The organism is Enterococcus raffinosus, from assembly GCF_019175485.1.
In the GTDB taxonomy this organism is placed as follows: domain Bacteria; phylum Bacillota; class Bacilli; order Lactobacillales; family Enterococcaceae; genus Enterococcus_A; species Enterococcus_A raffinosus.
On sequence record NZ_CP072889.1, the window covers coordinates 906,545 to 931,471 of the forward strand.

Here is a 24,927-nt window from a genome sequence, read left to right on the forward strand (position 1 = left end):
GGATAGAATGAAATTAAAAGATTTGGAGTACTATATTTTGGATGAGATCGCGAAGAAAAACTTTGGCAATTTAAGTCACCATTTCTTCGAAACTTCTAAAACTGAATTTGAAAATAGTTTAGATAATCTGAAGAAATATGGCTTCATCCAGGGAAATATCTTTGATAGCAATGGCTCTATCAAAAATCAATTTAAGTTTTTCTTTTTGTCTGAAAAAGCAGAAAGCTTATTAAGTAAAAACGTATTCTAAAAATCTACTTTGGATCACTCATCCTGAGTGATCCTCTTTTCTTGTCATTAAAAACCTTTGTGAAATGGTAATCGTAATAAAAAAAAAGAAGCCTCTCAGCTTCTTTTTACGTGGACGGCTGGAATCGAACCAGCACCTCTGTCTTAAATGCGGACTACATCATTGAACGAGTAAAACACCAAGTTCATCCACGCCTATAAGTATAGCGAAGTCTCAAGCCATTTAAAAGAAGTTCAAGAGCAATTAAAAAAATATTATACTTTGAGTTTTTTTTCGTAATCCTCTGCGAATTCTCTAGCGATCATCCAGCCATAGCTTTCAGTGATAGCAGCAGCAGTAGAACCATTCACTATATTTCCGGCGACTGGAAGCTTTCCAGCTAAAAACCGTGCAGTCATTTGCCCAGCCTTTTGAGCTAGAAATTGTGTTGCCAAGGCTCTAGCAGCACCCTCTTCAAGTTTAATATGGAAAACTTTGCCCAACGCAATGACCATTGCCGTTTGAATCGGTAACAGGACAGTAGCATCGGGAAATGGAAGTTGTGCCATTCCTGCACCAACCCCTGCGGCAGCGGTGGAAGCACCATGAATAATCAAGTGTGCTTTTCTTCGTTGTGATTTGTTCATTTTATGTCTCCTTTTGGAAAATCAGTGTTGCATTGCATATTAATCAGTGAAGAAAGTTTAGCACCTTACAGAGTGAAGAACAATTTATTCGATCATCTTTAAAGCAGTTTTAATGATTGTAAAAGTAAAAAAATAAAGAGAAACGACGATTTTTATTTTTCGAAAGAAAAGCAAAATGATAAACTAGGATTTGAAAGGGGTGGTAAAAATGGTTGATGAATATAAAAATATTTTGGTTGCTGTGGATGGCTCTGAACAATCTAAAAAGGCGTTTGACGAAGCAATCAATATCGCGAAGAGAAATAAGGGGAAGCTGACCTTGACGACAGTGATTGATACGGCTAGTTTTACCGGGACAACAGGTGGAAGTTCCATCCCATTGATGCAGGAGGTCCATGAAAAAGCCCAAAGCATTATTAATGAGCTAGAGCAGCACCGTGTGGCAGAGGAAAAGGAAGTTCATTTGACTTCTCAAATCATTGCCGGCAATCCTAAGCGCGAGATTGTCGAACTAGCAGAAAAATTAGAGATAGATTTAATCGTAATAGGTGCAACTGGACTAGGGGCATTGTCATTGCTGCTGGTCGGTTCAACAACTGCATATGTAGTAAACCAAGCACCTTGTAACGTGATGGTCGTAAAATAGATAAACTAAAACCGTCTGACTGAAATGTCAGACGGTTTTTTCGTCTAATGTCATAAGTAATTCATTGCCGTCATCATAGACATACATGGCTTTTGGAAATTCAATGTCTTTATAAGCTTCAACATAAGGGGCCGTGATCCCATCAGAAAAATAAGGGTCACTTTGTGAGTAAACGACACTCAATGTGCCAGCAATTTTGTTTTTAAAAAAATGGAAGCGCTGTGGCGAATTAAGGGGCAGTCCTTTCATAGGACGCATAAAAATCATGTGCCAAATTTCCTGCTGCATGTGTTCAGGAACAACGTCAAAAGGGACATCACTATGTCGTGGTTTTGTTGGTTCAAACATTTTCTCCATCCTCTCTTTGCTTTATCATAGCAGTTTTTTTTAAGAAAAAAAGTAAAAGCAATCATTTTCTAGAAATTTAGTTCGTTGAAACAGTTTTTTTAGATTAAAAATGATAAAGTAAAATTGAAAAGGGTGGATTAATTAGTAAACACGATTAATTTTTAAAAGTATTGAATGAGGGTGAAAAAAATGCATTATGGAATATTTTTTAATCCGAATGCTGGGGATGGAAATGCAGAAAAATTAGCAGAACGAATGCGTGAAAAATTGGAACAAGCCGGACATTCCGCAGATTACTTAACCGCTCCTGATCCTGAACTGGCGGTCGAAACAGTGAAGAAAGCAATCGAGAAACTTGATGGAATAGTGTCCATCGGCGGCGATGGTTCGTTGAATATTGTTGGAACAGCATTTGTTCAAGCAGGAAAAGCAATACCTCTGGGAATTATTCCAGGAGGAACAATTAATAACTTTGCGAAGCGTTGGCACTTGCCAATGGATGAAGAAGAAGCGATGGATGTCATTATCGCTGGTCATCAGCGAAACGTCGGCATCGCTGCTTGTCAAGATCGACAAAAAGCAGTAATCAGTTCCTTCACCTTTGGCTCATTTGCGGATATCTCAAACGAAGTACGCCAAAGTGAGAAGCAGAAATTTGGTTTAATCGTCTATCCACTAAAGGCGATGAAACAAATAGGCAAGGATACGTCTTATCCAGTAGAAATCAAGGCAGACAATTATCACGAAAAACTGAAGGTTTGGTTTTCTTTAGCGACAACGACCCATTCGATTGGGGGAAGGACTTATGTAGATTCAGATTACGACGAACTGCATGTCAGCGTTCTGCACAATATGCGCTTTCGGAAACTTCTTCAACTTTTCCGATTAGTCTTTACAGGACGTCTGAAGGAGTCAGATTCATTGACGTATTTGGAGACAAACAAATTGGAATTAAAGCCTTTGACGAATAAAACCATTTATTCCCGAATTGATGGCGATAAGGGTCCCGCGTTACCGTTAACGGTAGAATTTTTGGCAGACTTTGTGCCGCTTTATGTACCAGAAAAATAAAAGATAGGAGGTTTTTTCAATGGATAAAGGCATGGAAGCATTATTAACGAAAGCCGATACGTTCACCCTAATTACGATTGACAATCGCGGATTTCCTCATGCGATTGCTGTATCACCGCCGCTTGAACGAAATGGTTTTTACTATTTCAAGTTTTATATCAATGGTGACGGTCGAACAGCAGAGAATATTCGACAAAATCGTAGTGGCAGTCTCTTTTGTTTTGACAAAGAAAAACACGAGAGTATCGCTTTAAAAGGCTATCTTTTTGCTGAAGAGCTGGTCGAATACAAGAAATTAGCTGCTCAGTTAAATGAATTTCAAAAGGAATTGAACTATGAGCATCCAATGATCGCTGTGTTTGAAACATTAAGTGTGAAGCATTATGAGAATATGCATGGTGAATTTTTAGATGTACCGGAAAAATAAAACGTTTCATCCCTCGAGTTTCAAGGGATGAAACGTTTTATTTATTCAATTTCAGTAGAGACAGCAGCGGCGGCTTTATCTTTTTTAATGATCGCTGTTAGAACGAATGAGAAGATAATACAGCCTACACCCATTGCGATTGCATACATGAACATCATGTTAAAACCAGCTTTTCCAGGATTTGCATCTAGCCATCCACCAATCATTGTGTACATAAAGACATCTGGTAAATAACCTAAACAAGAGACAATACCTGAAACACGACCAGTCATTTCAACTGGGAAGCCAGCATCATCAATGATAGCAAAATATTGACTGCGAACCACATAGATCAGGAACAAACCGAAGATAAAGTTTGCAATGATTGCGACTAATAATCCTGCACTTTCAGGCAATACCAAGAAGCCTGCGAAGCAGAGTGTTAATAGAGCGGCCCCGCCAATAATAACACGGATACGTGATCCCAGTTTATCTGCGATAATCCCTCCGATAATTCCTCCGGCAGCCTGGACTAAATAACGGACACCACCGAGCGTGGTTCCTCCGGCAACGGATAAACCATAAACATTAATTGCATAGGTGTTGATGTAGCCTAAAATACCATAAATGCTGTATGCAAAAAATACGATCGCTACTAATACCCATGTGCGAGGCATTTTCAACGTTTTAAACATTCCGATGGCAACTTTTGAAATTGGCTCTGTATGAGTTTCGGCTGCCGTATCTTCAATTACGAACCAATTTAAAATACCGATAATAATAACAGCGATTGCACAGACACGAATAGCCCAAGTGGTTCCTAAAACTTCGTTCGAAAAGCGACTGTATACGGCTGTCATTCCGAATACCAGTAGAGCATTCAACAGACCACGTAACCCTTCTTGCCAACCAAACAAACGTCCTTGTTCCGAACTGTCTCCTAGCATACGAGTCGCTTTGATGGCTGCCGACCAATAAGTGATGATGGTAGAAATTCCCATCAATACAAAAATAATTCGGCTTACTTGAAATCCCGGAAAAGTTGAAAACCAAAAACCAAGAACCCCCGTAGCTAAGAAAGAAAAGGTCAGCAATTTGCGGGCTGAGAACTTATCGGCTACGATTCCTCCAATAAAGTAAGAAAAGGTCGCCATCGTAGCATAGCCGGAAGATAACATTCCCATTTGTGCGTTGGTTAAATTCATAGCTTTCTGGATCGGTACATAAAACGTTTCCCGAATGTAAGGGAGCTGAAAGATAATTCCTGCACCGGCTGACAATAGCAACAAGGTTCCCCATTTTTTTACTGCTTGCTTGTTCATATAACACCCTCCTGTTTGTGAATTTTCTTACAAAAAAACAAAAAAGAAGCAACGCTTAAGTAAGCGTTACTTCTCTCTGGTCTCCAGTAACACCCAAAGTATAGAAGGGAGTGAAAGCGATGTCAACAATTTTTTGTACCCAAAATAGTTCAAAAATATTTTTCATCTAAATTTTTGTGTTTTTTTTGCTTGAATAATGCCGATATATCAATGTTTATTCGAAAAATAGATTTTTTTAGTGTGATTGACGAAAAAGCGGTTATCCCTTAGACTGAAGAAACACAATCATAATGAATCAAGAAATGTTGAGTAAGCAAGATAAAGTCTGAAAAAATATTTTGTTATTCTCAGAAATTTCTCGTACATAGATTTGTGAGCCACGCTAGAATGAAAGCGTATTAAATTACGTTGGTAGGGATATGGGTGAAGATGAAGGAAAAAATTATTCAAATGATGGAGGACAATCCGCTAATTGCTGCTATCAATAATAAGCGCAGTTTTGAGAAGGCATTGACCTGTGAAAGCGACATTATCTTCGTCCTTTACGGAGATGTGTGCAGCATCGTGGACATCGTTGATCGCTTGAAAGAAGCGGGAAAAATCGTAATGGTAGATGTGGACTTGATTGATGGGTTAGCGACAAAGGAGACGGCCGTTGACTATTTAAAACGGGCGACAAAAGCTGATGGTATTATCAGCTCAAAATCCATTCTTTTGCGAGCGGCGAATGCCAGAGGAATGTTTACGATTCATCGTTTCTTTTTGATTGATTCGAAGTCTTATCATAATTTACCGAAACAATTAGGAACATCAAAGGCAGATGTTGTGGAGGTTTTGCCAGGTGCGATGCCTAAAGTTTTATCATGGGTACAAGAAGTTGTAGATGTGCCTATTGTAGCAAGTGGTTTGGTTTGTGATAAGGAATTAGTTATGACGGCTTTGCAGGCGGGTGCAGTTGCCATTTCAACAACCAACATGGATGTTTGGGAAATATAAAAATGAAAAACGGTAGTTGTTGCTAAGAGGACAGAGAAAAGCGGACACCAGCTTATTTGGTGTTCGCTTTTTTATTTTGATTTTAGTACAAACGGTTAAAACTGGGTAGATTCGGTCGGGAATGAAGAAAACTAAATGCGTCAGTAATTAGCTATCATACAATCGGAGGGAAGATAAATGGAAATCACAGAATTCAATATGGATCTTTTTTCACTGGATGGAAAAGTTGCCATCGTAACAGGAGGGAATACAGGGATTGGACGAGCATTCTCATTAGCATTAGCCAAATGTGGAGCAAACATCCTTGTGCCTAGTTTGATTGATGACGATGGAACAACACAGAAAATTATTGAGGAAACGGGTTCGTGCTACGTTTTTATGGAAGTGGATCTAACAGAAGAGGGTGTTCCGCAGCAGGTAGTAGAACACTGTGTGGAGGTTTTTGGCACAGTAGATATCTTAGTGAATTGTGCTGGAATGCACCTATCAGCAGAAGTAACAAAGTTCGATCGTTCAAAATGGGACCCAATGATTCAATTGAATCTGACGGCTGCATTTGAGATGTCTCATGAAGCAGCAAAAGTGATGCTTTCACAAAAAAGCGGCAAGATCATTAACATCTGCTCCTTATTCTCTTTTTTGGGTGGACAGCAATCACCAGCAAATGCTGCAGCAAAGCATGGATTAGTCGGTCTAACAAAAGCTTATTGTGATGAATTGGCAAGTAGCAATATTCAGGTAAATGGTATCGCTCCGGGATATATGATTACTGATAGGACTGAAAGCGAGGATTCGGAAATTACTCAACGCGTCTTGGCCCACGTTCCCACGAACTATTTTGCGGAGGATGTAGACTTGATGGGAGCCTTAGTTTATTTAGCTAGTCCAGCTTCAAATTTTGTTAATGGACATATTTTGTCAGTCGATGGCGGCTATCGAGTAAGGTAATCAGCCAATTTTAAACGTCGTGACAGCATTTTTTTGTCACGGCTATACATAAGAACGGAGGAATCATTGGTATGATCGAGTTTGAGCAGGTAGAAAAAAGATATGGAGAAAAAGCGGTTGCTGTACAGCCCTTTGACTTAACGATCGAGTACAATCAATTCATCTGTGTTATCGGTACGAGTGGAAGCGGAAAAACTACGTTGGTTCGAATGATTAATCGGATGATTGAGCCCTCAAGTGGCAGTATCAAAATTAACGGACAAGATGTTACTAAACTGAACGAGGACGAATTGCGGAGACAGATTGGCTATGTGATCCAGAATATTGGATTATTTCCTCATATGACAATACGTGAAAACATTATGATCGTTCCAAAGCTGTTGAAATGGAGTGAGGAAAAAAAATCAGGAGTTGCGGAACGGCTGATTCAGCGAGTAGATTTACCCATCGAGTATTTAGAACGAAAACCGAAGAATCTTTCAGGCGGTCAGCAACAGCGAATTGGTGTAATTCGAGCATTAGCTGCTAGTCAAGATATCATTCTGATGGACGAGCCGTTCGGTGCTTTGGATCCAATTACGCGAGATGCGTTGCAGGAGATGATTAAAGGCTTGCAGCAGGAGATGAAAAAGACCATTGTTTTCGTTACGCATGATATGGATGAAGCAATCAAGCTGGCGGACAAAATTATTATTATGGATCATGGGGAGATTGTTCAATATGATACGGTTGATACAATCTTAGAAAAGCCAGCCAACGATTTTGTAGAGGAACTGATTGGAAAGCGGAAGCGTAATGGGTATTACAATAACGAGATGACTGTATCTGATTTGATGGTGGATCGAGTCGAATCGATCTCCTTAAGTAAATCAATCACCGAAGCAATCCGCCAAATGTCAGAAAAAAAAGTGGATACTTTGCTTGTTGTAGACGATCAAAATTGCTTGAAGGGCTTTATTGATATCAACTTTGTTGAACGAAATATTTCCAAACTTAAACCGACTTCTTCAGTTTTTGAGGTAATGAGAACAGATACGGCAAGTGTGAATCAAAAGGATCGAGTAGCGGATGTCATTGAACCCCTGATTAATCATGTTTTTAAATACTTGCCGGTAGTGGATGACGAGGAACACTTAGTGGGTATCGTGACGCGCTCATCACTAGTGTCGCTTGTACAAGAACAATTGCAGTAGGAGGGGATGACATGAATTTTTGGTCAGAATATGGTAATGAGATTTTATTGAAATTCTGGGAACATTTTTATTTGTCCTTTTTAGCGATTTTTCTTGGCATCCTCGTGGCTGTTCCGCTGGGCGCGCTCTTAACTCGTGTAGAAAAGGGTTCAGAAACTGTGATTAAGGTTGTAGGTGTTTTTCAAACCATTCCGTCACTGGCACTGTTATCGATTATGATTCCTTTTTTTGGGATTGGAAAGATTCCAGCGGTGATCGCGCTGTTTTTATATTCACTGTTGCCGATTCTAAGAAACACCTATGTAGGAATTAAATCAGTCGATGCGACCTATTTGGATGCTGCTAAAGGGATGGGGATGTCGCAGATGCAGCGATTAGTGCAAATTGAACTGCCCCTAGCAATGGGCGTTATTATGGCAGGGATTCGGGTATCGACGGTTTACGTTATCTCATGGACCACCTTGGCATCCTATATCGGGGCTGGTGGATTGGGAGATTTTATTTTTAACGGATTGAATCTGTATCGAATGGATTTAGTATTGATGGGAACAATTCCGATCACGCTGCTAGCCTTACTTTCTGATGCATTGCTTAAGCGTTCAGAAGCAAAACTAACGATGGATAGAGGGTGAATCGATGAAAAAGCGTGTTTTATTGTTAGTTGCGATGCTCCTGCTTTTCGGAAGTTTTGTCGTGCAAAATTTTTCTAATAAGGATGATACGATCACGGTTGCGGGTGGTGTCACATCGGAATCTCAGATATTAGGGAATATCGTAGTTGAACTGCTTCAGCATTCAACGGATAAAAAGATCGTTTATCTAAATAATCTAGGATCAGCAAACTTGATGCATGAAGCCATGCTTCGAGGGGACCTGGATATTGCACCTACACGTTATACAGGAACAGATTTGATTGGAACTTTAGGACTCCCAACAGAGAAAGACCCTGCAAAAGCACTAAAAATTGTACAACGAGAGTTTGACCAGCGATTTGGCTTCGAATGGTTCCCGAGCTATGGCTTTTCTAATCAGTTTACGTTTATGGTCACTCAAGAAACTGCCCAAAAATATGACTTAAAAACCGTTAGTGATTTAAAAAAATGTGCGGACAAAATGCGTCTAGGGTCCGATCAGACGTGGTATAAGCGAGAAGGCGATGGCTATAAAGGTTATACGGAAGCTTATGATACGAAGTTTCAACGGGTTTATCCGATGCAGGTCGGTTTGCTTTATGATGCACTCGTCTCTAAGGAACTGGATGTAATCTTAGGATACTCTACAGATGGACGAGTGGGCAGTTATGATCTTGTGATGCTAGAAGACGACTTGAAATTTTTCCCACCCTATACAGCAAGTGTTGTCGTCTCAGGAGATACTTTAAAAAAATATCCAGAACTAAAACCACTTTTACTGAAATTACAGAATACGATTGATACAGAAGCGATGCAGCGGTTGAATTATGAATCTGATAATGAACTCCTAGAGCCAAAGCTCATTGCTCGGCGCTTTTTGGAAAAGCATAATTATTTTGAGGAGGGAAGCTAATGTTTGATAATTTGATACAATATTTGAGCGAAAACTCTTCGTACTTGATTACGCAATTTGGTGTGCATGTGTATATCTCTGTGATCGGCGTGGTCTTAACTTTTTTAATTGGATTTCCTTTAGGCATTCTATTATCTGAACGACAGAAACTTTCTGATCTTGTGATTGGTCTCATCAATGTGATTCAAACGATCCCTTCCATTGCGATGCTGACAGTTCTCTTGATTTTAATGGGCTTAGGACAAAATACTGTAGTTGCAACCGTAGTTCTGTATTCATTGTTACCTATCGTCAAAAATACGTATGTTGGATTAGTAAATGTAGATCCAATGTATATAGACAGTGCAAAGGGAATTGGTATGAATCGCTATCAAATTCTTTATATGATCAAAATACCATTAGCGATGCCAGTGATATTAGCTGGTGTGCGCAATGCGCTAGTAATTTCAGTAGGGATTACGACGATTGGTTCTTTCGTTGGCGCTGGCGGGGTCGGTGATGTCATCTTGCGTGGAATCGCGATTACGGATGGCGGTCCAATTATTGTCGTTGGAGCAGTCCTATGTGCGTTTATTGCAATAATGATGGATTGGCTATTTGATTGGATCATGAAATAGTGATAAATGTTTAGAAATGAAGAAGACCTCCGCAAGTTATTCGCGGAGGTCTTCTTTCGTTAATTGACGTATGACTTCTTCGATGTACATCAATAAAATGGTTCGAGTTTTTTCATGAGACTTTAAATGCTCATCTTGGTGCGACTTAGTCAAGAAGATGATCTCACTGGCATCAAGAGTTAAATCAGTGTTCATTTCCTCCATTACCAATAAAGACTTGGCATGATGCTTTTTCGCTTCTTCAAACAATGGATCAAAATTCGCAAATTTTCCAGCGACAGAAAAAATCAGTAGCAAAGAGTCCTCCGTTAACAAATCAGGAATCAAGGAAGGCTGACTCACTCGAATGACATTTTTATTAAGAGTAAAATTTAATTTGTACTCAAAATATTCCATACAAAAATTTGTCGGACCATAACCAAAAAGTAAAATTTTATCCGACTGCTGAATCAATCCAGCTAAATAATCTACCGTTGATTCATCAAAATTCTCCATGAAATCCTTGATACGAGCAAATTCGCTATTTAATTTTTTTTGTTTAATTAATTCTTTGCCAGTCAAAAAACGAAAATATTCTTTGTAGCCAGAGAAGCCCATTTTTTTGACAAGTTTAGAAATTTTGGAGGGTGAAACACCTGAAAGCTTTGCCGCTTCCGTGATGGTCAAGTTTGGATTTTCTTTGCTTTCTAGCGTTAAACGATTGTGGATGCTTATTTCTAAATCGTTTAATCGATCAAGCTGTATTTTCATGAGGCATTCCTCCTAATTCTCATTGAGTTATCTTACATTCAGAATAGCATAAGCAGAATCTAAAAAGCAAACAATAAGTGGAAAATTTTCCATTATATTGATAAAAAACAAAAATAAATAGAAAATTTAATCAAATTTTAATGTAAAACAAGAGTCAACCCTTTATACTGAACTCAAGAAAAGCGCTTTCGAAAAAATGATGAATGGAGTTAATTGAATGAATTCTGAAACATTGGTGAAAGAAGCAATTATCAAGGACGTAAAAAAAATCGTTTCTGAAGAACAGGTAGTAACCGATCATGCAACTTTATATGATGCAGCCTCTGACCGCTACCGCAAATACATGAAAGCAAAAGGGGTTCTAGATAACCCGCTGCCAACAGCAGTCGTTTATCCTAACAATGCAGAAGAAGTCAAAGAGCTCTTGATGTATTGTAACGAAAATGACATCAACGTCATCCCTCGAAGCGGACAAACAGCAACGGAAGGCGGATTGGAAAACTGGAAAGATTTGGCATTAGTAATTGATGGCTCGCGAATGAACAAGATTTTAAAAATTGATCCTTACAATATGCAGGCAACTGTTCAGGCGGGTGTTCCACTACAAGCATTGGAAGATGAATTAAGAAAAATCGGGTACACAACAGGGCACTCTCCCCAATCAAAACCGATCGCTCAATACGGCGGATTAGTTGCGACACGATCAATTGGACAATTCTCTACCTTATACGGTGGGATCGAAGATATGGTCGTTGGCCTTGAATGTGTCTTTCCGAATGGGCATATCTCGCGAATCAAAAATATTTCTCGTCGTGCCGGTGGACCGGACATTCGTCATATCGTAATTGGAAATGAAGGAACGTTATGTTACATCACTGAAGTAACAGTGAAGATATTTAAGTATTACCCAGACAATAATAAGTTTTACGGCTATTTAGTAAATGATGTAGAAGATGGCGTGAAGGTCCTTCGCGAAGTGATGGTAAACGGCTATCGCCCATCGGTTGCGCGAACATATTCACCAGAGGATGCACGCCAGCATTTCTATCATTTCTACGAAGGAAAATGCGTGCTGATCTTTATGGCGGAAGGGCCAAAAGGAATCGTTGAAGCAACAGGCAAGGGAATCGAAGAAGCGGTGGAGAAATTTAAGGATGGTATCGTGAAACAAGTAGATTCTCAATTGATCGAAAATTGGTTCAATCAATTGAACTGGACACAACAAACGATCGACGATGAAATCCAAGGCATGATCGACAACGACAAACACGATGGGTATACGACAGAGGTTTCGGCAGATTGGGAAACAATCACGAAAATTTATAACAACGTCATTGACCGAATTCGTAATGAGTTTCCTCGTGCAGATGATTTAACAATGCTAGGAGGACATTCTTCACACAGCTATTTAAACGGGACGAACATGTACTTTGTTTATAATTACGATATCAATTGCGAACCAGAGGATGAAATGAAGATTTATCACCATCCGATTCAAGCGATCATCGTAGAGGAAACGCTAAAATTAGGCGGTTCTATGTGTCACCATCACGGAATCGGGAAGTACCGTAATGAATGGACAAAAGAAGAGCATCAATCTGCCTACTATATGTTAGAAAGCTTGAAAGAAGTTTTCGATCCGAAGGGTGTTATGAGTTTTGGAAATATTTATCCAGTTCAAGAAGGCTTGAAGTATCAAAAATAAGTACACGATCTGTTCAAGGGCGAAAGCCCTTGAACAGATAATAATATTACGCATTAGGAGGGAATAGCATGAAAATCATCTGCTTAGTCAAATTTGTTCCAGATACAGAGAAATTTGTCTATGATTATAAAACGGATAAAATCGATCGAGATAGCTCCCGTTTAATCTTGAATCCGGATGATAAGAATGCGCTGGCTTTTGCGATGATGCAAAAGAAGCAAAACCCTTCTGTTTTTGTTGAAGTTGTGACGATGGGGCCAATGAAGCTGGAGGAACCAACGAAAGATTTTGTACGTTTGGGTGCGGATAAAGCTGTTTTAATCAGCGATCGTCATTTTGCCGGCAGTGATTCATTGGTGACTAGTCGAATTATTTCAAGCTACCTCTCCTCTACAAAATATGATGTACTGCTTACTGGTACGCATACCTTAGATGGCGGAACTGGACATGTCGGACCGCAGATCGCGGAAATTATGAGAATCAATCAGTTTTCCAACATTGTTTCTATTCCATCGCTCACAGAAGAGTATTCCATTGTTGAAGCTTTTCAAGAGGAAAAAACGTATCATTTAAAAATTAAAAACCCAAGCGTATTGAGCGTCACTCATCAGATGAATCTGCGCCTCGGTTTTGTAAGGTATGAAAATATTGGGAAAAATGTGGAGGACCAATTTGAGCTGGTGACGAATGAAACGTTACAATTGCCAGCTGGAGAAATCGGCGGTAAAGGCTCACCAACTAAAGTGAAAAAAAATGTGGTGGTAAAAAGAGAGCAAGTGGCCCACAAAGTAGTGAAAGTTGACGATCAAGGTATTGATGAAGTGGTTCAGTTTCTAAAAGAAAAGGGGTACTTATAATGTTTAAAGGACTCATTCTGATAGATAATGATCAGGTTGACTATTCATTGGATCTGATAGCTGTAGTCAATCGATTGGCTCAAGGAGAAGCATTTATTTACGGATTAGGGATCAATTTGCCTGAAGAAGTTAAAGGGCTTGATGCATTGATTAACGTTGAAGGACCGTCGATCCAACTAAAGGATAGTCGTGTAATGACAGATATCATTGAGCAGGTTCATAGAGAGTACCAATTTGACAGTATCATTATTTTAGCGACGGAATTTGGACGAATGGTGGCTCCGCGCGTGGCGATGCGACTGGGGGTAGGATTAGTGGCTGATATTACCGACATTCATGTCGACAAACGTGGAAAGAAATTGGTGCGACCCGCTTTTTCAGGCAATATTATGGCAAGTATCGTCTGTGAAACGTCACCAATCATGGCGAGTGTCCATCCTAATGTTTTTCATGCAGAGGATTTAACGAAAATGCCAGAGAAAATCGATTTTTATCCTACAGAATTGAAAGCGTCATCAATTGAAATTTTAGATATTAACGAAAGTGAACATAGCGGTATTGATATTCGGGAGGCTGACGTAATCATTTCAGCAGGCGGAGGATTCTCGGAACCTATTGATCAACTACAGGGGTTGGCGGATGAATTGAGTGGTGTCGTGGCAGTTTCGAAACAGCTAGTTGATCGTAAGAGAGCGCCGCGAGAAATACAAGTCGGACAATCAGGAAAGACAGTGAGTCCAGATTTGTATTTGGCACTGGGCATTTACGGTTCGACACAGCACATTGAAGGATTAAAAAATGTAAAAGAGATTATTTCGGTAAATACGGATTTGGGTGCACCGATGAATCATTTAGCCAGTATCGTTGTACATGGTGATGCAGCGGAATTTGCAAGGAAGCTAAGTACCAGACTTAAGGGATAACCCCAAAGCGGGTGAAAAAACAAAAATAAAGGAAAAGAAGGTAGAAGAATGGAAATCAAAGACTTCAAGATGGATATGTTTCATATCAAAGGGAAAAACGCGATCGTAACAGGCGGAAATACTGGACTAGGACAAGCATTTTCCTTAGCTTTAGCTGAAGCAGGAGCAAATATTTTCATGCCATCGATTATGCCAGATGATCCAGAATTCAATGCTGTGTTAGCAGAGCGTGGAGCAAAAACAGCTTATATGGAAGCAGATATCACAAAAGACGGCGTCTGCCAAGAAGTTGTTGAAAAATGTGTCGCTGAATTTGGCTCTGTAGATATCTTAGTAAACTGCGCAGGAATTTGTCCTTGCGATGACGTAGTGAGCTATGGTCGTGATAAATGGGATCCAACGATCAACATTAATCTAACTGCAGCCTTTGATATGAGCCATGAAGCTGCTAAAGTGATGATTCCTCAGAAGAGTGGAAAGATCATTAATATTTGTTCTATGTTCTCTTTCTTGGGAGGACAATGGGCCCCTGCTTATGCCGCGTCAAAACATGGATTAGCTGGTTTGACGAAAGCTTATTGTGACGAATTAGCGCAATACAATATCCAAGTAAATGGTATTGCACCTGGCTACTTCAAAACACATGCGGCAAAAGCATCAATTGAGGATCCAGAACGCAGTAAATGGATTGTGGATCACACACCAGAAGGCAGATGGGGAGATGTGGCAGATTTGATGGGTGCAACAGCTTTCTTAGCTTCTGAAGCTTCGCATTTTGTAAATGGACATATCTTGGCTGTTGATGGTGGTTTCTTAGTACGGTAGTCCAGCTATATAATAGTAGAAACATGAAAAGGAGAGACTATGGAAAAGAAATATATCGTTGGTATCGATGGCGGAAGCCAGAGTGCGAAGATTGTCATTTTTGATTTAGAAGGCAACATTGTTGGCGAAGGAAAAGAAGCGTTGCGTCCAATGCATTTAGGCGAGGATGTCGTTGTTGAGCATCCCGGTGACGACTTGTGGGATGCGTTATGCAGTGCATCAATGAAAGCAATGGATGAGTTTGGTGTACGGAAAGAAAATATTGTGGGAATCGGGTTAGGTTTTATCCGCTGCTGTCGTGTATTATTAAAAAAAGACGGTACTTTGGCACAGCCAGTGATTAGCTGGATGGATAAACGGACCTCAACTCCGTATGTCCATGACAATCCAGACGTTCAATACGTAACCTCTACAAGTGGGTATATCACTCATCGATTAACCGGTGAATTTAAAGATAATATCGGAAATAATTTTGGTCAATGGCCAGTAGATTATGAGACATGGGACTGGTCGACCGACGAACAAATATTGAAGCAATATAATCTTCCAGAAGAGATGCTGTTTGAAGCCGTTAAGCCGGGGGATAATCTAGGGACGATCACTAAGGAAGCTAGTAAAAAAACAGGCTTACCAGAAGGAGTACCTGTTTTTGCTACAACTAGTGATAAAGCTGTTGAAGCACTAGGAGCGGGGCTGATTCAAGATACTAGTGCAGTTGTTTCTTTAGGAACCTATATTTGCAGCATGATGATGGGCAAACAAATGCCGCCTAGTGATGCGGTGAATTATTGGGGAATTTTATCTTCCATGCCAGGACGTTATATCTATGAAGGCTATGGCATTCGTCGAGGAATGTGGACCGTTTCTTGGTTCAAGGATCTTTTAGGTGAAAAAATCAGTATTCGCTCTAACTATCAAGGTATTAGCGAAGAAGAATATTTGAATGAACAAGCAGCGAATATTCCAGCCGGAAGTGACGGCTTGATGACGAAGTTGGATTGGCTGGCGAACCCGTGGGAACCCTTCAAGCGTGGTGTGATGATTGGTTTTAATGCCCATCATGATTATCGCTATTTGTATCGTTCGATCTTAGAAGGTATCGCTTATACGATGAAAAATAATGTAACGAATATGACTGATGAACTGGGACACCCGATCGATGAGGTCATCGTGACAGGCGGTGGGTCAAACAGTGATTTACTGATGCAGATTTTTGCGGATGTCTTCAACCTGCCGATCAAGCGAAATGTGGTGAACGGCAGTGCCAGTGTAGGGGCAGCAATTAACGCTGCAGTTGGACTAGGTATTTATGAAACATATGAAGAAGCCGTAGAAAAAATGGTTAAAGTAAAAGACGTCTTTACTCCAAAGCCAGAAAACGTATCGATCTATAAACAGTTAAACGAAGAAGTGTATCAAAGCTTGACGGATTATACGGATGAAGTATTGAAAAAATCGTATAACGTTTTGCATCCGGAAGGATAATAGATTTTGAAGAAGTAGTTCCGTTAACCAATGGAGCTACTTCTTTTTCTTATGATAAAAAAAGTAGCTTATGAAATTGGATAGACTGACGGTTAACCTAATTTTCGACAAAATGATCTTAAGTATTACGATTGGGGCTGTTGATTTTTTCTATTTATAAAGGAAAATACACTTTGAGCATTTATTACATCAAAGAGCCTTTCATAGTGATCCATCTACTTACTTATAAACAGGAGAGATTAGTATCATTTTAAAATGAACTCAAATTAGTAGTGATTCGAGGGAGTAACCCTGCTATAATAGAAAAAATATTTAAAAAGGGGAGAGGGAATTGAACAAAAAGTCATTAAAGCGCCTGATTGATGTAGCAGCGGGACGAGTACCAGCTGATCTAGTTTTAAAAAATGCCCAGGTGGTGGATGTTTATCAGGCAGAAATCCTGCAGGGAGATGTCGCCATTGTGGATGGAAGAATCGCGGGAGTCGGTGAGGGTTATCAGGGAGCAGAAAGCATTGATTTACAAGGAAAATTTGTTGCTCCAGGATTCATTGATCCTCATATCCATGTAGAATCTTCCTATGTAACACCGGAAGAGTTTGGTCGTCTGCTCGTTCCTCATGGCACAACGACTGTGTTAGCGGATCCCCATGAGATCGTGAATGTTTTAGGGTTGCAGGGGTTGGACTATATGGTGGAGGCTGCTAAAGAAACAGCATTAGATATTCGCTATATGATGCCTTCTTGTGTACCGGCGACGAATATGGAAAATGCTGGTGCAGTAGTGGAAGCCTCGGATATGATTCCGGCATTTGAAAAAAATCAAGTGGATGGCTTGGCAGAATTTATGAATTTCCCAGGTGTAATCAATGCACAAGAGGAGGTGCTGGACAAGCTGTTAGCCGCAAAAGAACGGAATTTGCGGATTGACGGTCACTCACCAATGGTGTTTGAAAAAGAATTAAATGCCTATGCAGCGGCAGGGATCGCTAATGATCACGAATGCTCAACGGTGCAGGAATTAAAGGATCGGGTTGCTCGCGGGATGTATGTCTTTTTACGGGAAGGCTCGGTTACGCAAAACCTGCGAACCTTATTGAAGGGTGTTACCGAAAATAATTATCAGCGTTGTGTGTTATCGGCGGATGACTTACAAGCAAAAACCATGCTGGAAAAAGGACATTTGGATAACAGCATTCGGATTTGTATCGAGGAAGGAGTTTCACCGATTCGAGCGATTCAGATGGCAACGATCAATGCGGCTCAATGCTGTCAACTGACGGATCGCGGAGCGATTGCGCCAGGATTGAGAGCGGATTTGGTCATTTTTTCTGATTTAAAAGAAATAGCGATCGAAGCAACGTATATTGCTGGTGACTTGATCGCTGAAAAAGGGAACTATCTTCCAACTATTACCCGTGTGTCAACGGAAAACGTTCAATCAAGTGTGCATATTGATACCTTTCATAAAGCGCAATTAGGCTTAAACTTGGCCAGTAATCAAGCACGAGCGATTGAAGTGATTCCACAAGAAGCGTTAACAAATGAGGCAATCGTCTCCGTTCAAAGAGATGGTGAGGGACAATTTGTCTTTGACCCGCAGCAGGATGTAACAAAAATCGCAGTAGTTGAGCGTCATCACAATACAGGAAATGTATTTGTCGGACTATTGAAGGATTACGGACTGAAAAAAGGAGCGATTGGTTTGTCCATTGCTCACGATTCTCATAATTTGATTGTTACTGGAACCAATGACGAGGATATGGCTACAGCGCTGCAAGCACTAAAAGAGCAAGAGGGCGGTGTGGTATTAGTCGAATCCGGCGAAGTGATCAGAAGTATGGCGTTGCCAATTGCCGGATTAATGAGTGACCTTTCAGGTGAAGAGGTCGCAGAACAAGAAGCGGAGATCAATCGCTTGGCTCATGATGTATTGGGGGTATCGGAAAAGGTAGATCCGATCATGACACTAGGCTTCATGTCTTTAGCCGTTATTCCCAATTTAAAAATCACCGACATCGGATTGGTAGATGTGACGAAGTTTGAAGTCGTACCCGTATCAGTTGCAGAATAAGAAAAAGCTAGTTGAAAGATTCTTGCGAGAATCTTTCAACTAGCCTATTTTTTTGTTTTGAAAATAGCTGGCAGAAAAATAAAGAAGGATAAAATTACCACACTCACACCAACAGTCAGAACTAATTTTGACCAGCCTAGCTGAGAGGCATTGGCAAAATTACTAAAGACATTTGATAAGATAATCAGCAAACTTACAAGCACTGTTGCAATAATTGCTTTTCCGCGTTCCCCACGTTTTTCAAAATAATGAATCACTGAATAAAGTCCCCAACCCAATAAAACAATCGTAAATGTATCCATTTCTTCAACTCCCTTTCTTTGATAAACCAATCATACCAAGGAATAGGGCGCGAAAATACTTACGAAAGAGTAGTTAAACTTACAATCGTGAAAGGTAAAAAGCAATCCCTCAAATAATCGAGGAATTGCTTTTCACTAATCCAATACTTCTTTGCCATCACTAAGGGAATCGTCAGATGACTCCAGTGGTTCTTTGTAATGGAAATTGGAAGTATCGTATTTGAAATTGTATTTGTTTCCTAAGAAGTATTTCGCAATGTGAAGCGTCCGGTCGCTAGAACGTTCAAGGTTGGAGCTGATATCAATCAAGAGAACGCCGTCTGCTGCACGTCCTTCGCCTTTTGTCATTAGGCGAATGTATTTCTTACGCAACAATTCAACGAGTTGATTGATTTCTTCTTCACGATCCAGCATCTTTTGCGCTAGCTCGATGTCGTCATTTTCTAATACCTGCATGGCATCACGGATATTTTTAAGTACTTTGTCGAATAGTCGTTCAAGGTCTTCATCATGAAGCAAGAAGGTTTGCCGATTGTTGGTTGATTTCGTCTTATTTCTTTTATCCTTTGCACGTTGTTTTTCTTCTAATGCGATAGATTCTTCGACGTAGTGGATAATGTTCATTGAATGATCTCCAATGCGCTCGAAGTCTTTCGTAAATTCCAGCAGCATCGCTTGTTCTTGACTCTCTAATGGGGTCAATTCAGTCGCGGAAATTTTGACGAGGTATTCAGTCAATTCTATATCACACTGATTAATAGCATCTTCGTACTGTAGAACGTCGTCCCGCCATTCTTCCTTCGTGTCGTTGTAATACTTACGCGCGGATTTTACTGAAGAAAGCACGTAATTCCCCATTTGAATGACTTCTCCTTTGGCCTGTTCGATGGCCATAACGGAAGAAGTGTGGATAATGGGCTCACTCAAAGTAACAGAACGAATATTCAAATTTTTCTCGCTGCCTGGGACGATCTTCTTCACGATCATCTCAATCTGCGGAATAAACCAGAATTGAATCGCTAAGTTGGAAATATTGAAGAGTCCGTGTGCGAAAGCAATCTGCATGGCTGGATTCAAGCCTAATGAACTCGCGAAAAAAATAACGAGTTTAGTAAAAGGAGCCAGTAAAATTGTAAAGATAATCGCTCCAACCAAGTTGAAAATGACATGTGATGCAGCCGTTCTTTTCGCTGCAACACTTGCGCCTAAGCAGGCAATAATAGCCGTGATCGTTGTTCCAATATTATCACCAAATAAAATCGGCAAGGCGGCTGTTAAGGAGACACTTCCTTGCATGTAAAGCTGCTGTAAGATCCCGATTGTTGCACTGGAGCTTTGTAAAACCATGGTTAACAAGGTCCCGATACCCACACCTAGTACAGGGTGATGGGAGACACTGATCATCAATTCATTAAATTGCGGGAGATCTTTCAAAGGGTCCATCGCTGTACCCATTAGTTTCAATCCATAGAAAAGCGCGCCAAATCCGAAAAGTATTTGTCCGATCGATTGCAACGAGGTTCGCTTTGAAAAGAAGAGTAGAATGGCGCCAGCTCCAATAATCGGCAACGCATATTCACTCAAATTAAAACCGATGATGAAAGCGGTGACAGTCGTTCCCACGTTTGCCCCCATGATAACCCCGATTGCTTGTTTTAAGGTCATAAAGCCGGCACTAACTAATCCCACAGCTAAGACCGTTGTTCCTGAGCTGCTCTGGATCAACCCTGTGACAATGATCCCGGCTAAAACGGCACGAAAGGGCGTTGAGGTAAATCGATTTAGGATTTCTCGTAATCGATTTCCGGCGGCTTTTTGCAAGCCGTCACCTAAATATTTGATCCCAAAAAGGAAAATTCCTAATCCGCCTAAGAAAGTAAAAAGCATTTCCTGATAAGACATAATGCGTCCTCCGCTAATTTTTTTTGCATGCTACTACCAAAATAATAGATTCACAAGTAAAAAGAAAGTCTTTTATTTAAAAAAATGCTGATTTTTTCGAAATAATCCGCTAATTTTAGTTTAATTCGAAAAAATCATCGGATTGATAGCAGATTGCAAGGAATTCTTTTGTATTTTTTAGCGCTTTCAGCTACTCTTATTATAGAAGAAGATTTTGTTCAACTCGGGTAAATAAGGGCACTATTTATATAGAGGAGACGTGGTCAAATGCTTTATGGAAAGAAAGATCGACGTGAGGCGAGTTACTTGGAACCAATTTTCGGATCAAAGAATGAGGATGAGCTATTGCCGTCCTATCATTTAGGAAAAAAATCCATCGAACCGCGGATCGCCTATCAGATGATTAAGGACGATCTATTAGATGAAGGAAACTCTCGTTTGAACTTGGCGACTTTTTGTCAAACCTTCATGGAACCAGAAGCAGTGAAATTAATGAGTGAGACTCTCGATAAAAATATGATCGACAAGTCTGAGTATCCCCGAACCGCTGAGATGGAAAACCGCTGCGTGAATATGATTGCAGACCTGTGGCATGCTAGGGGACCAGAAAAATACATCGGAACGTCTACGATCGGCTCATCCGAGGCCTGTATGCTAGGCGGTATGGCAATGAAATTTGCCTGGCGTAAGCGGGCTGAAAAGCTGGGTGTTGCTGTTCAGGCGAAAAAGCCGAATCTAATCGTTTCGTCGGGGTATCAGGTTTGTTGGGAAAAATTCTGTGTTTATTGGGATATTGAGCTTCGTGAGATTCCAATGTCAGCGGATCATTTATCTCTAGATGTTGAAAAAGCCATAGAAGCAGTTGATGAGTATACGATCGGTATCGTAGGTATTCTTGGGATCACCTACACAGGACAATATGACGACATCGAGAAATTGGATCAGCTGGTGGAAGCATACAATCAACAGACAGAACATAAAGTGTATATTCATGTGGACGCAGCTTCAGGCGGGTTATACGCGCCGTTTGTTGAACCGGAGTTGGCATGGGATTTTCGACTGAAGAATGTCATTTCCATCAATACTTCAGGGCACAAATACGGTTTGGTTTATCCGGGTGTTGGCTGGGTCGTTTGGCGAGACGAGAAATTTCTCCCAGAAGAGCTTGTCTTTAAGGTCAGCTATCTCGGTGGGGAGATGCCGACCATGGCGATCAATTTTTCCCATAGTGCGTCTCAGATGATCGGACAGTATTATAATTTTGTTCGTTTTGGCTTTGAGGGGTATCAAAGTATTCATCAACGAACCCATGATGTAGCAGTTTATTTGGCTAAGGAAATCGAACAGTCGCGCCATTTTACACTTATCAATGATGGCAGTCAGCTACCACTGGTTTGCTACAAATTAGCGGAAGATTCAACACGTCAATGGACATTGTATGATTTATCTGATCGGCTGCTAATGAAGGGCTGGCAGGTTCCTTCTTACCCATTGCCTAAGAACCTAGATCATCAGATTATTCAGCGTATTGTAGTTCGAAGTGATTTTGGCATGAGTATGGCACATGATTTTATTGAGGATTTGAAGGCGGCTATCAAAGAGCTGGAGAATAGTCATTTGGTATTTCATGAAGAGACCGAAATTAAAAATTATGGCTTCACCCATTAATGGAATATAAGGAGGCGTTTTAAATGAAAGTAGTTTTTCATGTCGATGAGTTAGGAATGATCCGAGAGGCCCGTCACAATATTGAGCATATCTTGTTATCGGAGCCAAAAGCAGATATTGTCTTGCTAATGAACGGCGAGGCCATCCAAGGATATTTATTGCCGCGTGTGATCAAGTTTATGAAAGAATACCCGCATATTACCTATCAGGCTTGTCATCATTCAATGCGTAATTTCCATGTTCGCTCAAAACAAATGCATGAGCAAGTTGAAATCATTGAATCCGGCGTCATTGGTTTGGTTGAATTGCAGGAGCAGGGGTATTCCTATATTAAGTGTTAAGCAGTTATCAAGTCCTATTTATTTAGGGCTTGTTTTTTTTCGCTTGGATCGCAATAAAGTCACTATCGAGAGGGAGAAGAGTGTGCTTTAATAGGGAGTGCATCTTTTTATTCAGTCTAGTTTTGCATTTTTTAATAGAAAAAGTTGCCATTTTAAGTAAAGGGCTTACATTGTATAGTTAATCTGTAAGCGGGAGGTAGTTATGAGACAAGAAAAAATTGTTGAATACTTATATGCAAAGAAGCAAGCGACTGCTCCCAAGGCATTGGCCGCTGCATTTCAAATCTCGGAGCGAACGCTTGCAAGTGATATTAAATGGTTGAAGGCTATCGGAACAACAGAAGGCTTCACCGTCGAACGAATTCGTTCAAAGGGTTATCAACTAAAAGTCATTGATCGGGAGAAGTTTCAAAGCTATCTTTCTCGTTCAGAGCAGCAAACCCACATTGATGCCTCTCTTCCACAAGAACGGATTAAGAATATCGAACTGCTTTTGCTGTTTCATGAAGAGTACGTCACTATGCAGCAGATTGCGGAGTGGCTGGACGTCAGCCTATCAACCGTTAAAGCCGATATCAAGCAGGTTGAACAGTTTTGTGAAAAGTACGAGCTGACGCTTTTTAGCAAAGCGCATTATGGCTTGAAAATTATCGGGACCGAAAGTAAAAAAAGACGAGCGATTTTATACCTGCTTCGTAACACGATCCACACCCCCGTATTGACCGAAAGGTATAAGGAGTTCAATTTTACATTCGATGAAACAGACTTAAGGCGTTTTTTACAGGAACGTCTACAAAAGAATCAGTTGAAAATTAGTGATATCGTCTTTGAAAACATTGTTCAGCATATTCGTTTACTGTGCTTTCGAATCATGCAGGAGAATACGTTAAACCAAGAAGAGTCTGAAACGCTGAGAGTCGTCGATAAGTACGATCATTTAACGGAAGAATTGGTGGGTTACCTTGAAGCTGCCTATTCCATTGTTTTTTCTAAAGCAGAAAAAAATTATTTGGAAGAACAGCTGCGTGGAAAATTTGCTGTACTTGATGATGTTGAGAACAATCAGCAGTTAAAGCAAGCAATCGAAAAAGCACTAGATTTTGTGGATCGGCGTTATCAAACGCATTTTTGTGGGGATCAAGCATTAGCCAATGCACTGCTGATGCATGTGGCCCCCTTATTGCAGCGGCTTTATACAGGCCATCAGCTAGAAAATCCTATTATCGAGGATATCTACACACAGTATGCCAATGTGTTTAATGTGGCGATGGTTTTTATTAATGAGCTGAATAAAGATTTAGAAGCAGATATAAGTAAGGATGAGATTGGGTATGTCGCGATTTACTTTGCAGCAAGCTTGGAGAAGCAATCCAATCAGGTGATTGAAGATTATCAAAAGATCGCGGTTATTTGTTCCACAGGTGGAGGAGCTTCCTATTTATTGAAAGTGAATCTGGAACGTCTTTTCAGCAACGCGGAGGTCGCAACTTTTGCCTTAAATGAAATTGATCAGATCGATGACACCTTTGATTTACTGATTTCGACAGTACCAGTGCAGCAGGAGGAGTTTGACCTTCCGATCATTTATACCAAAACAATCTTGAATCAGGCAGAGATCAGCAAAATTGAACAGGACCTGAACCTTTTACGTGAATCAAGAAATAAGGTTTTCGATGTTCATCAGTTCATTCTCAGTTTATTTGATAGGAAATGGTTCCAAATCCCTGACCATCCTGCCGAATATCTGACACTTTTGGAAAATGAAGGCGCTCGCTTAGAAGAACTGCAATGGGTGGAGCAAGGGTTCAAGCAAAGTGTCTTAGAGCGGGAAAAACTGATTGACACGATTTATCAGCATGGCATCGCTGGTCCTCATCCCATGGAACAGGCCGCGATTAAGGAAGTCATTGATGTCATTCTATTAAAAAGACCACTAACATATCGGGAAAAGCAGGTAAGAGTGATTTTCTTGATCAATATCAAGAAGGATCATTTAAATCTGCACAAAGAAATTAGTCGGTTGATGATTAAAATGATGGATGATCCGACATTAGATACCCAGTTGACAAAAATTACAAACTTTCAAGACTTTATGTCTTACATGAAAAGCTTAATGAAAGAAGGATAAAA

The 24,927-nt window shown here is 40.3% G+C and carries 25 protein-coding genes; 19 read left to right on the top strand and 6 right to left on the bottom strand.

Annotated features, from left to right (window positions below):
• Positions 1-7 precede the first annotated feature (7 nt).
• Positions 8-250, top strand: coding sequence for a hypothetical protein (locus tag J9537_RS18980; protein WP_028020962.1), 243 nt, complete (start codon positions 8-10; stop codon positions 248-250).
• A 254-nt stretch (positions 251-504) separates the two neighbouring features.
• Here J9537_RS18980 and J9537_RS18985 read toward each other — a convergent pair whose 3' ends face one another.
• A complete protein-coding gene (locus J9537_RS18985; protein ID WP_028020961.1) occupies positions 505-876 on the bottom strand; it encodes a hypothetical protein in 372 nt (123 codons plus the stop codon).
• Positions 877-1,084: 208 nt separating this feature from the next.
• Between J9537_RS18985 and J9537_RS18990 the strand changes: the two genes are divergently transcribed.
• Positions 1,085-1,522 (top strand): universal stress protein, encoded by a 438-nt coding sequence (locus J9537_RS18990; RefSeq protein ID WP_010743874.1) that lies wholly within the window; start codon positions 1,085-1,087, stop codon positions 1,520-1,522.
• Between the two features lie 27 nt (positions 1,523-1,549).
• On the opposite strand, the gene J9537_RS18995 is transcribed toward J9537_RS18990, so the two are convergent.
• The gene (locus tag J9537_RS18995; RefSeq protein WP_028020959.1) at positions 1,550-1,870 is read right to left on the bottom strand and encodes a DUF960 family protein; all 321 of its coding nucleotides are present in this window, start codon (positions 1,868-1,870) and stop codon (positions 1,550-1,552) included.
• Between the two features lie 189 nt (positions 1,871-2,059).
• Between J9537_RS18995 and J9537_RS19000 the strand changes: the two genes are divergently transcribed.
• Both J9537_RS19000 and J9537_RS19005 read left to right on the top strand, forming a co-directional pair.
• Positions 2,060-2,941 (top strand): diacylglycerol/lipid kinase family protein, encoded by an 882-nt coding sequence (locus tag J9537_RS19000; protein ID WP_028021197.1) that lies wholly within the window; start codon positions 2,060-2,062, stop codon positions 2,939-2,941.
• 19 nt (positions 2,942-2,960) lie between these two features.
• Complete coding sequence (locus tag J9537_RS19005) at positions 2,961-3,368, top strand: pyridoxamine 5'-phosphate oxidase family protein (protein ID WP_010743871.1); 408 nt, start codon at positions 2,961-2,963, stop codon at positions 3,366-3,368.
• 41 nt (positions 3,369-3,409) lie between these two features.
• On the opposite strand, the gene J9537_RS19010 is transcribed toward J9537_RS19005, so the two are convergent.
• Entirely contained in the window at positions 3,410-4,669 is a 1,260-nt protein-coding gene (locus tag J9537_RS19010; RefSeq protein ID WP_010743870.1) for an MFS transporter, read from the bottom strand.
• Positions 4,670-5,098: 429 nt separating this feature from the next.
• On the opposite strand from J9537_RS19010, the gene J9537_RS19015 reads away from it, so the two are divergent.
• From J9537_RS19015 to J9537_RS19040, 6 genes are all read left to right on the top strand, one after another.
• Positions 5,099-5,665, top strand: a complete 567-nt coding sequence (locus J9537_RS19015; RefSeq protein WP_028021196.1) for a glycerol-3-phosphate responsive antiterminator — start codon at positions 5,099-5,101, stop codon at positions 5,663-5,665.
• A gap of 198 nt (positions 5,666-5,863) precedes the next feature.
• On the top strand, positions 5,864-6,613 hold the full coding sequence (locus tag J9537_RS19020; protein WP_245001364.1) for an SDR family NAD(P)-dependent oxidoreductase: 750 nt from the start codon (positions 5,864-5,866) through the stop codon (positions 6,611-6,613).
• 71 nt (positions 6,614-6,684) lie between these two features.
• The gene (locus J9537_RS19025; protein ID WP_218257446.1) at positions 6,685-7,806 is read left to right on the top strand and encodes an ABC transporter ATP-binding protein; all 1,122 of its coding nucleotides are present in this window, start codon (positions 6,685-6,687) and stop codon (positions 7,804-7,806) included.
• A gap of 11 nt (positions 7,807-7,817) precedes the next feature.
• Complete coding sequence (locus J9537_RS19030) at positions 7,818-8,438, top strand: ABC transporter permease (RefSeq protein ID WP_010743866.1); 621 nt, start codon at positions 7,818-7,820, stop codon at positions 8,436-8,438.
• Between the two features lie 4 nt (positions 8,439-8,442).
• Complete coding sequence (locus tag J9537_RS19035) at positions 8,443-9,351, top strand: osmoprotectant ABC transporter substrate-binding protein (protein WP_010743865.1); 909 nt, start codon at positions 8,443-8,445, stop codon at positions 9,349-9,351.
• Positions 9,351-9,968 carry an ABC transporter permease gene (locus tag J9537_RS19040; protein ID WP_028021193.1) on the top strand — a complete coding sequence of 206 codons (618 nt, stop codon included), beginning with the start codon at positions 9,351-9,353 and terminating at the stop codon, positions 9,966-9,968. The genes J9537_RS19035 and J9537_RS19040 overlap by 1 nt, the downstream gene beginning before the upstream one ends.
• 36 nt (positions 9,969-10,004) lie before the next feature.
• On the opposite strand, the gene J9537_RS19045 is transcribed toward J9537_RS19040, so the two are convergent.
• Positions 10,005-10,718 (bottom strand): MurR/RpiR family transcriptional regulator, encoded by a 714-nt coding sequence (locus J9537_RS19045; RefSeq protein ID WP_010743863.1) that lies wholly within the window; start codon positions 10,716-10,718, stop codon positions 10,005-10,007.
• 217 nt (positions 10,719-10,935) lie between these two features.
• Here J9537_RS19045 and J9537_RS19050 point away from each other — a divergent pair, with 217 nt between their 5' ends.
• From J9537_RS19050 to ade, 6 genes are all read left to right on the top strand, one after another.
• On the top strand, positions 10,936-12,423 hold the full coding sequence (locus tag J9537_RS19050; RefSeq protein WP_028021192.1) for an FAD-binding oxidoreductase: 1,488 nt from the start codon (positions 10,936-10,938) through the stop codon (positions 12,421-12,423).
• 68 nt (positions 12,424-12,491) lie between these two features.
• The gene (locus tag J9537_RS19055; protein ID WP_028021191.1) at positions 12,492-13,280 is read left to right on the top strand and encodes an electron transfer flavoprotein subunit beta/FixA family protein; all 789 of its coding nucleotides are present in this window, start codon (positions 12,492-12,494) and stop codon (positions 13,278-13,280) included.
• Complete coding sequence (locus J9537_RS19060) at positions 13,280-14,203, top strand: electron transfer flavoprotein subunit alpha/FixB family protein (RefSeq protein WP_028021190.1); 924 nt, start codon at positions 13,280-13,282, stop codon at positions 14,201-14,203. Before J9537_RS19055 ends, J9537_RS19060 begins: the two co-directional genes overlap by 1 nt.
• 48 nt (positions 14,204-14,251) lie before the next feature.
• Complete coding sequence (locus tag J9537_RS19065) at positions 14,252-15,028, top strand: SDR family oxidoreductase (protein WP_010743859.1); 777 nt, start codon at positions 14,252-14,254, stop codon at positions 15,026-15,028.
• 39 nt (positions 15,029-15,067) lie between these two features.
• A complete protein-coding gene (locus tag J9537_RS19070) occupies positions 15,068-16,513 on the top strand; it encodes an FGGY-family carbohydrate kinase (RefSeq protein ID WP_028021189.1) in 1,446 nt (481 codons plus the stop codon).
• 331 nt (positions 16,514-16,844) lie between these two features.
• Positions 16,845-18,584 (top strand): adenine deaminase, encoded by a 1,740-nt coding sequence (ade, locus tag J9537_RS19075; RefSeq protein WP_028021188.1) that lies wholly within the window; start codon positions 16,845-16,847, stop codon positions 18,582-18,584.
• A gap of 44 nt (positions 18,585-18,628) precedes the next feature.
• Here the strand turns inward: ade and J9537_RS19080 are convergent, their stop codons facing one another.
• Together J9537_RS19080 and J9537_RS19085 are read right to left on the bottom strand one after the other, a co-directional pair.
• Positions 18,629-18,886, bottom strand: coding sequence for a hypothetical protein (locus tag J9537_RS19080; RefSeq protein WP_028021187.1), 258 nt, complete (start codon positions 18,884-18,886; stop codon positions 18,629-18,631).
• Positions 18,887-19,021: 135 nt separating this feature from the next.
• On the bottom strand, positions 19,022-20,788 hold the full coding sequence (locus J9537_RS19085; RefSeq protein WP_218257447.1) for a Na/Pi cotransporter family protein: 1,767 nt from the start codon (positions 20,786-20,788) through the stop codon (positions 19,022-19,024).
• Between the two features lie 267 nt (positions 20,789-21,055).
• Between J9537_RS19085 and gad the strand changes: the two genes are divergently transcribed.
• From gad to J9537_RS19100, 3 genes are all read left to right on the top strand, one after another.
• Complete coding sequence (gad, locus tag J9537_RS19090) at positions 21,056-22,456, top strand: glutamate decarboxylase (RefSeq protein ID WP_028021185.1); 1,401 nt, start codon at positions 21,056-21,058, stop codon at positions 22,454-22,456.
• Between the two features lie 23 nt (positions 22,457-22,479).
• Positions 22,480-22,797, top strand: a complete 318-nt coding sequence (locus J9537_RS19095) for a DsrE family protein (protein WP_010743853.1) — start codon at positions 22,480-22,482, stop codon at positions 22,795-22,797.
• A 202-nt stretch (positions 22,798-22,999) separates the two neighbouring features.
• Positions 23,000-24,925 (top strand): BglG family transcription antiterminator, encoded by a 1,926-nt coding sequence (locus J9537_RS19100; RefSeq protein WP_028021184.1) that lies wholly within the window; start codon positions 23,000-23,002, stop codon positions 24,923-24,925.
• Positions 24,926-24,927: the final 2 nt, after the last annotated feature.

Excerpts from the sequence above, each read along its gene's own strand:
- J9537_RS19070 (WP_028021189.1), top strand. The coding sequence starts at position 15,068 with ATGGAAAAGAAATATATCGTTGGTATCGATGGCGGAAGCCAGAGTGCG.
- J9537_RS19035 (WP_010743865.1), top strand. The coding sequence starts at position 8,443 with ATGAAAAAGCGTGTTTTATTGTTAGTTGCGATGCTCCTGCTTTTCGGA.
- J9537_RS19050 (WP_028021192.1), top strand. The coding sequence starts at position 10,936 with ATGAATTCTGAAACATTGGTGAAAGAAGCAATTATCAAGGACGTAAAA.
- J9537_RS19005 (WP_010743871.1), top strand. The coding sequence starts at position 2,961 with ATGGATAAAGGCATGGAAGCATTATTAACGAAAGCCGATACGTTCACC.
- J9537_RS19000 (WP_028021197.1), top strand. The coding sequence starts at position 2,060 with ATGCATTATGGAATATTTTTTAATCCGAATGCTGGGGATGGAAATGCA.
- J9537_RS19040 (WP_028021193.1), top strand. The coding sequence starts at position 9,351 with ATGTTTGATAATTTGATACAATATTTGAGCGAAAACTCTTCGTACTTG.
- J9537_RS19055 (WP_028021191.1), top strand. The coding sequence starts at position 12,492 with ATGAAAATCATCTGCTTAGTCAAATTTGTTCCAGATACAGAGAAATTT.
- J9537_RS19010 (WP_010743870.1), bottom strand. The coding sequence starts at position 4,669 with ATGAACAAGCAAGCAGTAAAAAAATGGGGAACCTTGTTGCTATTGTCA.
- J9537_RS19080 (WP_028021187.1), bottom strand. The coding sequence starts at position 18,886 with ATGGATACATTTACGATTGTTTTATTGGGTTGGGGACTTTATTCAGTG.
- J9537_RS19045 (WP_010743863.1), bottom strand. The coding sequence starts at position 10,718 with ATGAAAATACAGCTTGATCGATTAAACGATTTAGAAATAAGCATCCAC.
- J9537_RS18985 (WP_028020961.1), bottom strand. The coding sequence starts at position 876 with ATGAACAAATCACAACGAAGAAAAGCACACTTGATTATTCATGGTGCT.
- J9537_RS19030 (WP_010743866.1), top strand. The coding sequence starts at position 7,818 with ATGAATTTTTGGTCAGAATATGGTAATGAGATTTTATTGAAATTCTGG.
- J9537_RS19100 (WP_028021184.1), top strand. The coding sequence starts at position 23,000 with ATGAGACAAGAAAAAATTGTTGAATACTTATATGCAAAGAAGCAAGCG.
- J9537_RS19065 (WP_010743859.1), top strand. The coding sequence starts at position 14,252 with ATGGAAATCAAAGACTTCAAGATGGATATGTTTCATATCAAAGGGAAA.
- J9537_RS18980 (WP_028020962.1), top strand. The coding sequence starts at position 8 with ATGAAATTAAAAGATTTGGAGTACTATATTTTGGATGAGATCGCGAAG.
- J9537_RS19015 (WP_028021196.1), top strand. The coding sequence starts at position 5,099 with ATGAAGGAAAAAATTATTCAAATGATGGAGGACAATCCGCTAATTGCT.
- J9537_RS18995 (WP_028020959.1), bottom strand. The coding sequence starts at position 1,870 with ATGTTTGAACCAACAAAACCACGACATAGTGATGTCCCTTTTGACGTT.
- J9537_RS19060 (WP_028021190.1), top strand. The coding sequence starts at position 13,280 with ATGTTTAAAGGACTCATTCTGATAGATAATGATCAGGTTGACTATTCA.
- J9537_RS19025 (WP_218257446.1), top strand. The coding sequence starts at position 6,685 with ATGATCGAGTTTGAGCAGGTAGAAAAAAGATATGGAGAAAAAGCGGTT.
- gad (WP_028021185.1), top strand. The coding sequence starts at position 21,056 with ATGCTTTATGGAAAGAAAGATCGACGTGAGGCGAGTTACTTGGAACCA.
- J9537_RS19020 (WP_245001364.1), top strand. The coding sequence starts at position 5,864 with ATGGATCTTTTTTCACTGGATGGAAAAGTTGCCATCGTAACAGGAGGG.
- J9537_RS18990 (WP_010743874.1), top strand. The coding sequence starts at position 1,085 with ATGGTTGATGAATATAAAAATATTTTGGTTGCTGTGGATGGCTCTGAA.
- J9537_RS19085 (WP_218257447.1), bottom strand. The coding sequence starts at position 20,788 with ATGTCTTATCAGGAAATGCTTTTTACTTTCTTAGGCGGATTAGGAATT.
- J9537_RS19095 (WP_010743853.1), top strand. The coding sequence starts at position 22,480 with ATGAAAGTAGTTTTTCATGTCGATGAGTTAGGAATGATCCGAGAGGCC.